The 13,207-nt window shown below is 60.1% G+C and carries 13 protein-coding genes; 7 read left to right on the top strand and 6 right to left on the bottom strand.

The features are described from left to right. Positions 1–57 precede the first annotated feature (57 nt). The 3 genes from GKZ68_RS05195 to GKZ68_RS05185 all read left to right on the top strand — a co-directional run bounded on the left by GKZ68_RS05195 (position 58) and on the right by GKZ68_RS05185 (position 2,473). On the top strand, positions 58–816 hold the full coding sequence (locus tag GKZ68_RS05195) for an enoyl-CoA hydratase/isomerase family protein (RefSeq protein WP_173111531.1): 759 nt from the start codon (positions 58–60) through the stop codon (positions 814–816). A gap of 409 nt (positions 817–1,225) precedes the next feature. Continuing rightward, complete coding sequence (locus GKZ68_RS05190; RefSeq protein WP_173111528.1) at positions 1,226–1,894, top strand: porin family protein; 669 nt, start codon at positions 1,226–1,228, stop codon at positions 1,892–1,894. A gap of 276 nt (positions 1,895–2,170) precedes the next feature. Beyond that, complete coding sequence (locus GKZ68_RS05185; RefSeq protein ID WP_173111525.1) at positions 2,171–2,473, top strand: hypothetical protein; 303 nt, start codon at positions 2,171–2,173, stop codon at positions 2,471–2,473. 64 nt (positions 2,474–2,537) lie between these two features. Here the strand turns inward: GKZ68_RS05185 and GKZ68_RS05180 are convergent, their stop codons facing one another. Then, a complete protein-coding gene (locus GKZ68_RS05180) occupies positions 2,538–2,975 on the bottom strand; it encodes a hypothetical protein (RefSeq protein WP_173111522.1) in 438 nt (145 codons plus the stop codon). An 85-nt stretch (positions 2,976–3,060) separates the two neighbouring features. Then, positions 3,061–3,462, bottom strand: coding sequence for a hypothetical protein (locus GKZ68_RS05175; RefSeq protein ID WP_173111519.1), 402 nt, complete (start codon positions 3,460–3,462; stop codon positions 3,061–3,063). A gap of 322 nt (positions 3,463–3,784) precedes the next feature. Here GKZ68_RS05175 and GKZ68_RS05170 point away from each other — a divergent pair, with 322 nt between their 5' ends. The 3 genes from GKZ68_RS05170 (at position 3,785) to GKZ68_RS05160 (ending at position 6,240) form a co-directional block, all read left to right on the top strand. After that, positions 3,785–4,216 (top strand): hypothetical protein, encoded by a 432-nt coding sequence (locus tag GKZ68_RS05170; RefSeq protein ID WP_173111516.1) that lies wholly within the window; start codon positions 3,785–3,787, stop codon positions 4,214–4,216. A 162-nt stretch (positions 4,217–4,378) separates the two neighbouring features. Beyond that, positions 4,379–5,872 carry a dihydrolipoamide acetyltransferase family protein gene (locus GKZ68_RS05165; RefSeq protein WP_173111513.1) on the top strand — a complete coding sequence of 498 codons (1,494 nt, stop codon included), beginning with the start codon at positions 4,379–4,381 and terminating at the stop codon, positions 5,870–5,872. A gap of 152 nt (positions 5,873–6,024) precedes the next feature. Beyond that, positions 6,025–6,240 carry a hypothetical protein gene (locus tag GKZ68_RS05160; RefSeq protein ID WP_173111510.1) on the top strand — a complete coding sequence of 72 codons (216 nt, stop codon included), beginning with the start codon at positions 6,025–6,027 and terminating at the stop codon, positions 6,238–6,240. Positions 6,241–6,257: 17 nt separating this feature from the next. Here GKZ68_RS05160 and GKZ68_RS05155 read toward each other — a convergent pair whose 3' ends face one another. The 3 genes from GKZ68_RS05155 to GKZ68_RS05145 all read right to left on the bottom strand — a co-directional run bounded on the left by GKZ68_RS05155 (position 6,258) and on the right by GKZ68_RS05145 (position 11,872). After that, positions 6,258–8,309, bottom strand: coding sequence for a S9 family peptidase (locus GKZ68_RS05155; protein ID WP_173111507.1), 2,052 nt, complete (start codon positions 8,307–8,309; stop codon positions 6,258–6,260). A gap of 281 nt (positions 8,310–8,590) precedes the next feature. Beyond that, positions 8,591–11,221: a valine--tRNA ligase gene (locus GKZ68_RS05150; protein WP_173111504.1), complete on the bottom strand. Its 2,631-nt coding sequence runs from the start codon at positions 11,219–11,221 to the stop codon at positions 8,591–8,593. A 69-nt stretch (positions 11,222–11,290) separates the two neighbouring features. Then, on the bottom strand, positions 11,291–11,872 hold the full coding sequence (locus GKZ68_RS05145) for a hypothetical protein (protein ID WP_173111501.1): 582 nt from the start codon (positions 11,870–11,872) through the stop codon (positions 11,291–11,293). 62 nt (positions 11,873–11,934) lie between these two features. Here GKZ68_RS05145 and aat point away from each other — a divergent pair, with 62 nt between their 5' ends. Further along, complete coding sequence (aat, locus tag GKZ68_RS05140) at positions 11,935–12,588, top strand: leucyl/phenylalanyl-tRNA--protein transferase (RefSeq protein WP_173111498.1); 654 nt, start codon at positions 11,935–11,937, stop codon at positions 12,586–12,588. 156 nt (positions 12,589–12,744) lie between these two features. Here the strand turns inward: aat and GKZ68_RS05135 are convergent, their stop codons facing one another. Beyond that, complete coding sequence (locus GKZ68_RS05135) at positions 12,745–13,095, bottom strand: 4Fe-4S dicluster domain-containing protein (protein ID WP_173111495.1); 351 nt, start codon at positions 13,093–13,095, stop codon at positions 12,745–12,747. Positions 13,096–13,207 lie beyond the last annotated feature (112 nt).

The following is a 13,207-nucleotide window of genomic DNA, read 5'->3' as shown; positions in this document are numbered from 1 at the left end:
TGGTAGAGATGCTTCGACAAGCTCAGCATGACGTTCTTTTAAAATAATATTTCCCCGATGAGTACACTCACCGCCGGCCACGTCACGGCCGCTACCGATGCCGCGGGCATCGCCACCGTCACGTTTTTCCACCCGGCCCACAATTCGTTGCCCGGCACCATCCTGGCGCAGCTAGCCGAAACTATCACCCGGCTGGGCCACGACGAGGCCACCAAAGTCATCATCCTGCAAAGCGAGGGCGAGCGCACGTTTTGCGCCGGCGCGAGCTTCGACGAGCTGCGCGCCGTGGCCGATGCGGCGCAGGGGCTGGCCTTCTTCTCCGGCTTCGCGCACGTCATCAATGCCTGCCGCACCTGCCCCAAGCTCATCATCGGGCGGGTGCAGGGCAAGGCGGTGGGCGGCGGCGTGGGGCTAGCCGCCGCCACCGACTACTGCCTGGCCACCACCCACGCCGCCGTGAAGCTCAGCGAGCTGGCCGTGGGCATCGGCCCCTTCGTGGTCGGCCCGGCCGTGGAGCGCAAAATCGGCACCTCCGCCTTCGGCCAGCTCGCCATCGATGCCACGCAGTTTCGCCCGGCCGAGTGGGCCGCCGCCCAAGGCCTCTATGCCGAGGTGCTGCCCGACCTGGCTAGCCTCGACGCGGCCGTGCAGGCCCTGGCCCGGCGCCTGGCCGCCTCCTCGCCCGAGGCCATGCGCGAGCTTAAGCAAGTGCTTTGGGCCGGCACCGACCACTGGAACACCCTGCTCGTGGAGCGCGCCGCCATTAGCGGCCGGCTGGTGCTCTCGGAGTTTACGCGGGCGGCGATTGGGTGCTAGCGCCGAAGCAGCCGCCATCGGCCATCGTTTTGGCTAGCTTCCCGGTGGTAAGGTGGCGGGCGGAGGCGTCGAAAATCTTGCGGCAGGTGCCGCAGGTTGAGCAGAGTTCAGAATGGGCGCAGCTTTCCCCCATTTCGCCTTTTTTCATCACGTAGATGCAGGCGGTGCCCCCGATTTGGGCGAGGCTGCGGGAGATAATGCCTACCGTGCGGCCCTGCTTGAGGGCCTTAAAGCTAGCGGTGAGTTTGCCGAAGAAGCTGATGGACAGCTTTTTTCTATGCGCAGGCGGTGGCCACGGTCATTTTTCATGGGGCAACCAGGCCAATTGGCGCAGTTGTTGGAAGGCGCAATCCGGGGGTACTAAGCTGTTCGTATGCCTCGTTGACCGTTTTTTCACCATTTTTCGCTCATGGCAAAACTCCTTTCCCTGGCGGCTGGGGCCGCCCTGCTGGCGCTGGCCGCCCCTTCGGCCCACGCCCAATCTATCCGCTTCGGCCTGAAGGCCGGCGCAAACCTGTCCAACCTCGCGGGCAACGTTGTCAACCAGAGCCAGTACAACAACCGCTTTGGCTTTCACGGCGGGGTAATGCTCAATTTCGGGCTTGCCAACGACCTGCTGTCGATTCAACCCGAATTGCTGTACTCGCAGAAAGGCTTTAAGTACGCCGACCAGTCGTACACGGTGCTCGGCAACACCTACCGCAACACCGGCAGCGTGCGCTACGATTACCTCGACGTGCCCCTGCTGCTGCGCCTCAAGGTGAGCGGCGTGTTCTTCGAGGTTGGCCCGCAGTATAGCTACCTGATGAATATCTCGACCGACCGCACCCAGACCTACAACGGCAGCGTGGTAGGCACGGCCGGCTCGGGCACCAGCAACCTCGACAACGTGAACCGCAACGAGCTGGGCTACGTGGGCGGCGTGGGCTTTCAGTCGAGCCAGGGCTTTTTGCTCGGGGTGCGCTACAACGGTGCCTTCACCGACTTTGCCAAGGACGGCTACAGCAACAATGACTTTAAAAATGCCCGCAACTCGGCGTTTCAGGCCTACGTGGGCTTTCTGCTCAGGGGCAAGTAATTTCTTGCGTGCTCTTAAAGGCCGCTGCCCCAGCCTGGGCAGCGGCCTTTTTTGCCGGCTAGCCCTGCCCTACACTAGAGGCCTAAGCAGCTTAGCGTCAGCGCCGGGTATTCGCAGTTTGCAGGGGGCAATTGGTCGGGGCCACCGGGGCGGGCGTCTAGTTGGGGTTGGCGCCAGGTACTATTTCAATGCTATCGGCAGTTTAGAGGGCAGCAGCAGGGCGCTGCCGGTGGTGCCTGGCACCACGACTACTACCATTTTTTTCTGTCAATGCACATGGTGCGAATTGCCCTTTTTGCCTGCCTGCTGGGGCTGCTAGCCTCCACCACGCCGGCCACCGCCCGGCCACCCCACGCCAGCTGGCCCTTCTGGTTGTCGCGACCCGAGCGCCACGGTCAGCGCAAGCTAGCCGGCGACTTCACCCACATCAACAAAACCTACCGCAACCATAGCCGCAACGGTGGCGGCGGGCTAGTTGGCTTTCTGCATTCGGGCAACCGGCGCTCGGCGCTTGCTCGCCACCAAAGCCGGCCGCACACCCACCGCGGCGGGCGCAAGCGCACCAGCGGCATTTTTTAGCATTTAAAAGAACAAAGGCCGCCATGCACAGCACGGCGGCCTTTTTTTCTGAGCTTACTGCTGGCTAGCTACCCGTTTTGGTTTTGATTTTCACCTTGCCATCTGGCAGCGGCAGGGCGCCGGGGCCACCCTGGCGGCGGCTGGCCTCCAGGGTTTGCAGCTGGGTGAACTGCTCGGGGGTCAGGATGGCCTTGAGCTGGTCGTCGTACTTGGCCCGGCTAGCCTGCATTTGCGTGCGCATCTGGTCACGGTCGGCAGTGCCGGCCTGCACCTGGCCGCGCATGGCCATCATTTCCTGGCTGCGGGCCAGCAAAATGGGCTGCACCTTCGCCGCCTGGTCGGCACTGAGGCCGAGCTGCTGGGTAAGGTTCTGGGTCTGGCGAGCTGCCACTGCTTCGGGCGTGAAATGGGGGCGGCCGCCGGGCTGGTCGGGTATGGTTTGGGCCGAGGCAGCGGTGGCCGCGAGCGCGAGGGCTAGCAGCGGCAGCAGAAGCTTTTTCATGAGAAAATGAGCAGAGAAAAAGTAAGGAAAAAGAAAAGCCGGGGCCGGCCCTACGCGGGGTTAGAGGCCGGCCCAGCTGAAAGGTTTAGTGGCGGTACTGGGCTTCCCAGCGGGCCCGCTCCTGGGGCGTCACGCGGTGCTTTTGGTCATAGCCATAGTTGTGGCCCTGCTCCCAGCGGCGGCGCTCGTCCATCGTCACGCGGTGGTCGCGGTCGAAGCCGTAGTTCTGGGTGCGGTCGAAGTGGTCGTCGCGGCCCTGGTTGTTATCGGCGCGGTCGTTGCGATGCTGGTCCTGGTAGCGGGCCTGGTTTTGATGGGGCCTCGCACGAGGGTCCTGCTGGTTATAGCCAGCGTGGTTATAATCACGCCGGTTGGGGTCTTGCTGGGTACGGTTATCGCGGTCCTGATTCAAAACAGGAGCGGCGAAGGTGCTGGTGCTCGTGAGCAGGGCAGCGCTGGCCAGGGCGGCAAGCAGAAAAACTTTCATGATAGAAGAGAAAAGGAAGCTGTGCAGAAACCTGGCCGCGCCGGTGGCTTAGGCAGCGGTGGTTAGTTGGTAGGGGCTTTGCAAACGAGCAGCCAGAACTATCATTGGCACAGCCAGTTCAGGATGTTACCTCTCAAACCCCGACTAACGCCCCGATTGTGCCGATAGAGCGGCAGGGTATCCCGACGCTAAGCGCGCCAAACGGTTGGGCATCTTCTCCGTTTTGGCTTGTCGTCCTACTCTTTCATAGCTTGTACTGTCTTGTTGCGCTTCCACTTGAGCAAATGGCCGGCATTAGTATACCTCTTTCGAGGCGGCCTCGGTGGTGGCTGCTCGTGCTGTTGCCGCTGCTGGGACTTATCCTGCCAGCTTTGGTTTTCAACGCCGTAATCTCGTCCAAGCCCTTTCCAAATGTGGAGTGGCTGTGGGTCTTACACCCGCTTGTCTTTGCAGGCTATTTTATCGGAGCTATGCGTTGCTGGCGGTAACAGACTACGACGCTGCGTACCTGTACATCTTTCAAAAAAGCAGCACATGGCAAATTTCACTGGGCGACATCTATAAGCTAGCAGCCGCGAGGGGCTGTTGGCAATTGCACTATCTGGATGAGCAGCAACAAAGGCGAAAGCTGCAACTGGTGCCCCTTGGCACCGGCTGGTTTTGGCCCAACGACAACTCACGTATCCAGGGTTTTATTGATGCCGTGCGGCAGCACAATCCCAACCTGGACGTGCGCCGCGGCTGGCCGCGATAAAGTAGCTGGGCTTTGCGGCGGCCCGATGCTGCTGCGTTAATTCAATTGATAACGCCCCCGCCCGGCCCACCGGTGCGGGGGCGTTTGGCTTCTGCCTACCTTTGTAGCCCGAACCTCCCTCCCACCCCACCCTACGTTTTTAAGACCCCCAGCCCCTGAATTATGGCCCGAGTGGAAATGACGATGCCCAAGATGGGCGAATCCATCATGGAAGGCACCGTGCTGAAATGGCTCAAGCAAGTTGGCGATACCATTGAGCAGGACGAGTCGGTGCTCGAAGTAGCCACCGACAAGGTGGATACCGAAGTGCCCGCCCTCTACGCCGGCACCCTGGCCGAAATCCTGGTGCAGGAAGGCCAGGTAGTGGCCGTGGGTGCGCCCATTGCCCGCATCGAAACCGATGCCGCCGCGGCTCCCGCCCCTGGCGAGAACACCGACGACCTCGAAGAAGCCAGCGCCAACCCGCCCCAGCCTGAGGAAGACGTGCGCCCGCTGCACGAGGTCCCGGCCGGCGACGAGGGCGTACCCTACCTGCCCGGCCCCAACAATCCCGTGTCGGCCCCCGAGCCGGCTAGCCCCGCCCACCCCGTGCAGGAAGGCCGCTTCTACTCGCCGCTGGTGCTCAGCATTGCCCGCGAGGAAGGCATTAGCATGGCCGATTTGGAGCGCCTGCCCGGCACCGGCCAAGACGGCCGCGTGACCAAAAAAGACATTCTCGACCACGTGGCAGCCGGCAAGCCGTCGCTGCAGCCAGCCGCGCCCGTAGCGGCGGCGGCGCAGCCCGCAGGCCCGGCTAGCCCGGCTGCGCCGGCCCCTAAAGCCGCGCCCGCTCCTCAGCCGGCGCCCGAGGCCAAGCCCGCCGCGCCCGCACCTAAAGCCGCGCCGGCCCCCGCCGCGCCCAGCCCCAACGGCCAGGCAGCCAGCAAGCCGGCGCCCTCCGTATCGGGCAACCAGGAGCTGATTGAGATGGACCGGATGCGCAAGATGATAGCGCAGCGCATGGTCGACTCGAAGCGCATTTCGCCGCACGTCACGAGCTTCGTAGAGGCCGACGTGACCGAGCTGGTGAACTGGCGCAACAAGCACAAGGATGCCTACAAGAAGCGCGAGGGCGAAAACCTGACCTTCACGCCCATCTTCATCCAGGCCGTGGCCCGCGCCATCCAGGACTACCCGCTGATAAACGTGTCGATTGACGGTGACTATATCATCAAGAAGCGCGACATTAATATCGGCGTGGCCGTGGCGCTGCCCTCGGGCAACCTCATCGTGCCGGTTATTCACAACGCCGACCAGCTCAACCTCAATGGCCTGAGCAAGAAAGTAAACGACCTGGCCAACCGCGCCCGTCAGAACAAGCTCAAGCCCGAGGACCTTGAAGGCGGCACCTATACCCTGAGCAACGTGGGCTCGTTTGGCAACGTGATGGGCACGCCCATCATCATGCAGCCGCAGGTGGCCATCATGGCCGTGGGCGCCATCAAGAAGAAGCCCGCCGTGATTGAGACGCCCCAGGGCGACCTCATTGGCGTGCGGCACTTTATGTTCCTCAGCCACAGCTACGACCACCGCGTGGTCGATGGCTCGCTCGGCGGCATGTTCGTGCGCAAGGTGGCCGATTACCTGGAGCAGTTCGACCCGAATACGGTTATCTAACTACCTAGCAGCTCGAAAAAAGAACGTCATGCTGAGCTTGCCGAAGCATCTCTACCGCGTCGCTAGGGTTAGTAACCTCAACGGCGTGGTAGAGATGCTTCGGCAAGCTCAGCATGACGTTCTTTAGTAAGTACGCATTAGTAGCAACCCGCATGAAAAATATCCTTTTCATCGTTACCCTAGCCATCTCGCTAGGCCTCATTCTCTTCCTCTACTGGCAGCTTACCCTCACGCAAAACGCACTGAAAGACGCGCAGGTGAAGGTAGAAGCCTGCCAGCAGGTCACCTTCCAGCTGCAAGCCCAGCTGAGCGCCGACGAAAAAAGCGCGGCGGCCCACTCGACCACCGCGCCTTCGGCTTCGCGCTAACCGCCTGGCTAGCCCGCTTATATCGTCGCCTTCGACCCCAGTAGCAGAAACAGGAACGCGTACTGACGTGCCACGTCGTGCAAGGCCTTGAAGCGGCCCGAGGCGCCGCCGTGGCCGGCGTCCATGTCGGTGTGCAGCAGCAGCAGGTGATTGTCGGTTTTGGTGGCGCGCAGCTTGGCCACCCACTTGGCGGGCTCGAAGTACTGCACCTGCGAGTCGTGCAAGCCGGTGAGCACGAGCATGTTGGGGTAGCTCTGACTCTTTACGTTGTCGTAAGGCGAGTACGAAAGCATGTAGTCGTAGTATTTCTTCTCGGCCGGGTTGCCCCACTGGTCGTACTCGCCGGTGGTGAGCGGAATGCTGGCGTCCGACATCGTCGTGACTACGTCCACAAACGGCACGGCCGCAATTACGCCCTTGTAGAGGTCCGGGCGCATATTCACTACGGCGCCCATCAGCAGGCCGCCCGCGCTGCCACCCTGCGCGAAGAGCTTGCTGCTGGAGGTATATTTTTCCTTGATGAGGTAAAGCGAGCAGTCGATGAAGTCGGTAAATGAGTTCTTCTTGTGCAGCATGCGGCCGTCCTCAAACCACTGGCGGCCCAGCTCCTGCCCGCCCCGGATGCTGCACAGCGCATAGGCAAAGCCCCGATTCAGCAGGCTCAGGCGGGCCGACGAAAACGTGGGGTCCATCGAGAGGCCATACGAGCCGTAGGCGTATTGCAGCAGCGGGCCGGTGCCATCCTTCTTAAAGCCTTTTTTGTAGACGATGGTCATGGGGACTTCCTTGCCGTCACGTGCTTTCACAAATACGCGCTCCGTCACGTAGTCCTCCTTGTTGAAGCCCCCTAGCACCGGCTGCTCCTTCAGCAGCGTCAGCTTTTGGGTGGCCATGTTGTAGTCGTAGGTGCTGGTAGGAGTCGTAAACGACGTGTAGGTCATCCGCAGCACGGGCGTATCAAACTCGGGGTTGGCGCCAATGAATGTCGTGTAGGCAGTTTCGCGGAACGGAACCACCTGCCCGATTTCGGTGGCTAGGTTAATCACGCGCATTTCGCGCAGGCCCTCGGCGCGCTCGTTCAGCACGAGGTAGCCTTTAAAAAGCTCCATCTGCTCGATGAATACGTCTTCGCGCTGCGGCACCACGTCTTCCCACTGCGCCTTGCTGGTGTTGCCGAGCGGCGTGGCCATCACCCGAAAGTTGGGCGCCTCCCAGTTAGTGAGCACGTAAAACTCGCCGTTGGCGTCCTGCACCTCGTAGAGGTGGTCGGGCTCCCGTTTCAAAAACACCTTGAACTGGCCAGCAGGCTTATTAGCCTCCAGGTAGCGGTATTCCGACGACAGCGAGCTGTGCAGCGTGATGCCTACGTACTGCCGCGACTTGCTACGCTCAATATTGACGCCGAAGGTGTTATCCTTCTCCTCGTACACTAATACGTCGTGGCTAGGGTCGGTGCCCAGCGTGTGGCGGTACACCTGGTAGGCCAGCAGCGTGCCCACATCCTTTTTAGTGTAGAAGACGGTCTTATTGTCGGCCGCCCACACGGCCTGGCCGGCGGTGTTAGCTATTTTTTCGGGATACAACTGCCCGGCAGCCAGGTTCTTAAAACGCAGCGTATAGAGGCGGCGGCTCACGCTATCGGTGCCGTAGGCCAGCGTTTGGTTGTCATCGCTCACTTCCGTGCCGCCGATGGCGAAGTAGGATTTGCCCTGGCCCATCTCGTTGCCATTGAGCATGATTTCCTCGGGCGCCTGCAGGTTGCCGGCCTTGCGGCAGTAGAGCGGGTACTCGCCGCCGGTTTCGTAGCGGGTGTAGTAATAGTAGCCGTGGTCGCGGTAGGGCACCGAGGCGTCCTGCTCCTTGATGCGGCTTTTCATTTCAGTAAAAAGCTTCTCTTCCAAGGGCTTTACCGGCGCCATCTTCTCATCGAAGTAGGCGTTTTCCTGCTTCAGGTAGTCAAGTACCTGCGGGTTTTCGCGCTCATTGAGCCAATAATAATTATCGGTGCGGGTGCCGTGGGGCGAGACAAGCTGCTTGGGCTTGCTGGCAGCAATAGGCGGATTAGACATAGTGGAAGAGGAGGCCGCCTGCCCTTGCGCCGATGCGGCAGCGAGGGTCGCCAGGCAGCTAATCCAAAGTGTAGATACTATTTTCATATGGACAAACTATTGACTAATAACCTCAAAGAAACGTCAGAAACAGCAATTGCACCGCTTTTTTCTACGTCGGATAAACTACGCAATAAGTGCCAAGCCACCTTCGGCTAGCCTATACAACTTACGCAAAACGCCCGTTTCACCTACCGCCGAGCAGATAAAACGGGCGTTCTGGCAAGCTACACAGCGCTTGTTTACAGCGCCTTCAGCGCCTGTTCCAAGGCAGTAATTTTGCCTTCGGCGTCGGCCAGCTTCTGGCGCTCGCGCTCCAGCACGTCGGGTTTGGCGTTGGCCACGAATTTCTCGTTGCCCAGCTTCTTGTTCACCGAGTCGCGGAAGCCAATGGCGTACTCCAGCTCCTTCTCCACGCGGGCGCGCTCGGCGGCGGCATCCACCTGCATATCGAGCGGCACGAAGAACTCGCTGCTGCCCTGCACGAAGCTCACCGAGCTAGCCGGCCCTTCGGTTACAAAAGACAAGTCGCTGAGGTTGGCCAGCTTGCGCACGAGCCCAGCGTAGGCCTCGATGGCAGCCTGGTCGTCGGTTTTCACCGCCAGCTCCAACTGCTTCATGGGGCCGATGTTCTTCTGGTTGCGCACGTTGCGGATGCCGGCCACGATGGCGAGCGCCTTATCCATTTCCGCTAGGGTGTTGGCACTGTGAGCGGGGGCGGTCACCTTGGGCCAGTGGGCCACGCACACGTAGTCTTTGGGGCCACGCTCGGCCAGCTCGTGCCACAGCTCTTCGGTGATGAAGGGCATGAAGGGGTGCAGCAGCTTGAGCAGCGTTTCGAGGAAGCCCACGGTCGCGCGCAGCGTCTCGGCATCGATGGGGTGCTGGTAAGCCGGCTTAACCATTTCGAGGTACTGCCCGCAGAAGTCGTCCCACACCAGCTTGTACACCGTCAGCAGCGCGTCGCTCATCCGGAATTTCTCGAAGTGCTCGTCGAGCACCGCCACGGTTTCGGCTAGCTTGGCCTCAAACCAGCTCACGGCTTGCGCGTTGGCGAAGGGCAATGAGTTGTCAACCTCCCAGCCTTTCACGAGGCGGAAGGCGTTCCAGAGCTTGTTGTTGAAGTTGCGGCCCTGGTCAATCAGCTTCTGGTCGTAGAAAAGGTCGTTGCCGGCGGGCGACGAAAACAGCATCCCGGTCCGCACCGCATCGGCGCCGAAGTCGCGGATGAGGTCGAGCGGGTCGGGCGAGTTGCCAAGCTGCTTGCTCATCTTGCGGCCCTGCGCATCGCGCACAATACCAGTGAGGTACACGTTTTTGAACGGCACTTCCTTGCGGTACTCCAGCCCGGCCATAATCATGCGGGCCACCCAGAAAAACAGGATTTCGGGGGCCGTAACCAGGTCATTGGTCGGGTAGAAATAGTTGATGTCGGCATTGTCAGGGTCATCAAAACCGTCGAACACCGAGATGGGCCACAGCCACGATGAAAACCAGGTATCGAGCACGTCCTCATCCTGGCGCAGGTCGCTGGCTTGCAGCTCGTTGTTGCCGGTTTGGACGCGGGCCAGCTCCACGGCTTCGGCCTCATTCTGGGCCACTACAAACGAGCCATCGGGCAGGTAGTAGGCCGGAATGCGCTGGCCCCACCACAGCTGGCGCGAGATGCACCAGTCGCGCACGTTCTCCATCCACACCCGGTACATGTTCTTGAACTTGGGCGGATGCAGCTTGATGGTGTCGTTTTCCACCACTTCGAGCGCGGGCTTGGCCAGGTGCTCCATTTTCAGGAACCACTGCAAGCTCAGCTTGGGCTCAATCACGGCGCCGGTGCGCTCCGACGTCTGCACGATGCTGGCGTACTCCTCGATTTTGTCGAGCAGGCCGGCTTCCTGCAAGTCCTTCACGATGTTGCGGCGGGCCGCAAACCGGTCCTGACCCACGTACAGCTCCGCTTTCCCGTTCAGCGTACCGTTATCGTTCAGAATATCAATAACCGGCAGGTTGTGTTTCAGGCCTAGCTCGTAGTCGTTAAGGTCGTGGGCGGGCGTCACTTTTAGCGCGCCCGTGCCGAAGTCTACCGTCACGTACTCGTCCTGAATAACCGGGATTTCGCGGCCCAGCAGCGGGATGCGCACGCGCTGCCCGGCCAGGTCCTGGTAGCGCGGGTCGGTGGGGTTCACGGCCACGGCTACGTCGGCCATCACCGTTTCGGGGCGCGAGGTAGCCACCGTGAGGAAGCGGCCGGGCTGGCCCACCACTTCGTACTTGAGGTGGTACATCTTGGCCTGGGTATCCTTCGGAATCACTTCCTCGTCCGAGATGGCGGTGCCGCCCAGCGGGTCCCAGTTCACCATGCGCACGCCGCGGTAAATCAGGCCCTTGCGGTACAAGTCCACGAACACGCGCAGCACGGCCTCGGTCAGCTTGGGCTCCATCGTGAAGCGCGTGCGGCTCCAGTCGCAGCTGGCGCCGAGCTGCTTGAGTTGCTCCAGGATGATGCCGCCGTACTTCTCCTTCCAGGCCCAGGCGTGGGTCAGGAAATCTTCGCGGCTCAGGTCTTTCTTATTGATACCCTGCTCCTTGAGCATGGCCACTACCTTGGCCTCGGTGGCGATGCTGGCGTGGTCGGTGCCGGGCACCCACAGTGCTTCTTTGCCCTGCATCCGGGCGCGGCGCACCAGCACGTCCTGGATGGTATTGTTGAGCATGTGGCCCATGTGCAGCACGCCCGTCACGTTGGGCGGCGGAATAACCACGGTGTAGGGCTGCTTGCGGGGTTTGGGTTTGGCTTGGAAAAAGCCCTGCTCCTGCCAGCGCTGGTACCATTTGGCTTCAACGTCGGCGGGCGAATAAGTTTTGGCGAGGGACATTAGGTTGGGAGTCTGCTACTAGGGGGCAAAAGTACGGCGGGCAGGGTTGGCTCTAAAGGGAAGTAGAGGTTATGGCTTTTTCCACTGAATAGAATTTACTACTTGCATAAATACCTCTCTATTATTTTTATTAATGCTTTCAGAATGGCTTAATCCTGTCCACAATAGAGAAGCAAACTGTTTATCTTTTTTATAAAAAGCAAACATTTCCACCAGTCTCATATTAAGTTCTTTATTTCTACAATTCAACTCAACCATCTTTAATTCACCATCTCTTTTTACAAAGCTTTTTGAACTAATCATCATTATTTGGTCTTGCCCTTCACTCATATTCACAAGTAGTTCTTTTTCTAATTTCGAAAAAGAGATTGCACCCTTTTGCTGTGCTATTTCAATTAAGACGGTTTCACGCAGTACTGTGTCTTTAGAGTGTGTATTAAGGAATAAGTACTTTTTATCTCTATTGGATGATTGCAAACCTTGCGCTGCAAAATTTAGAGAATCCCAAGTAATCGGAATCTGGACGTTAAGCGCTTCTAAATCGTAATTCTTATAATGGCTAACCCCATTTTCTTGCTTTTGCTTATCTCTTGCGCATCCATTTGCAAGACAAAAAATACAGATAGCCAGCAGCTTATAGAGTTTATTCATATTTATTTTGCTTCAATTTATAGACTAGGCGACCCGCGCAAGTTAGACGCAAAAAATTCTTAATGCCTCTCATCTTCCCCCCGCCCTCCGCCGCGCGCGACGACCTCGACGGCCTGCTGCTGCTCGGCGGCCAGCCCACCGTTGAAAACCTGGTGGCGGCGTATGCGCAGGGCATTTTTCCGTGGCCGGTGCCGGGGTGGCCGCTGGCCTGGTTTTGCCCGCCGCGCCGGGGCATTTTGCGGCTGGCTAGCCTGCACGTGGGCCGCAGCCTGGCGCGGGCGCAGCGGCAGTCGCCGTGGCGCATCAGCTTCGACACGGCGTTTGGGCAGGTGATGCGGGCGTGCCAGGCCCAGCCGCGCCCCGGCCAGGATGGCACCTGGATAACGCCGCAGCTGGTGCGCGGCTACGAGGCGCTGCACGCCGCCGGCCACGCCCACAGCGTGGAGGTGTGGGAGGGCGACGAGCTGGTGGGTGGCCTCTACGGCGTGGCCGTGCTAGGGGTATTTGCGGGCGAAAGCATGTTTCACCACCGCCCCAATGCCTCGAAGCTGGCGGTGCTGGCGCTGGCTAGCCACCTGGCGGCGCGCGGGGCTAGCTGGTTCGATATTCAGCAGCTGACGCCGCACATGGCGGCGCTGGGTGCGGAGGAAGTGTCGCGCGAGGAGTTTCTGGCGCTGCTGGCGACGGAGCAGGACCCTAGCCGGCAGTTGTTTTAAAACCTAATGAAAAAGAACGTCATGCTGAGCTTGTCGAAGCATCTCTCCCGCATCGTTGGGTTCGTAACCCCAGCGGCGCGGGAGAGATGCTTCGACAAGCTCAGCATGACGTTCTTTTTTAAGAAAACGCGGACTCGCAGCGTCCGCCCTACATCCTTATGCCGCCTTGTGCAGCCACTGCTGCTTCTGCGCCAGGCGCTCGCGGCTTTCGCGATGGTCGGGGTCATCGACGCAGCAATCGACGGGGCACACGGCGGCGCACTGCGGTTCCTCGTGAAAGCCCACGCACTCGGTGCACTTATCAGTTACGATGTAATAGTACTCGTTGGAAACCGGTTTTTGGGGGTCGGTGCCGCCGGCCAGCTTGCCGTCGATGGTTTGTACTTCCTTCAGCGTGGTGCCATCGGCCCAGCGCCACTGGGCGCCGCCCTCGTAAATGGCGGTGTTGGGGCATTCCGGTTCGCAGGCACCACAGTTGATGCACTCGTCGGTTATCATGATGGCCATTGCCGTCGTCTCCTTATGCTAGTGAGTAATTTTGCTTGGTCAAAGCTGCCCGGCTGTACGTAAAAGCACGAGCCCTGGCTAGTTCGAACCCCCAAAAGTACGGTTCATTCGG

This window comes from Hymenobacter sp. BRD128, assembly GCF_013256625.1.
Classification (GTDB): domain Bacteria; phylum Bacteroidota; class Bacteroidia; order Cytophagales; family Hymenobacteraceae; genus Hymenobacter.
This window is presented reverse-complemented; position numbering and strand designations above follow the sequence as displayed.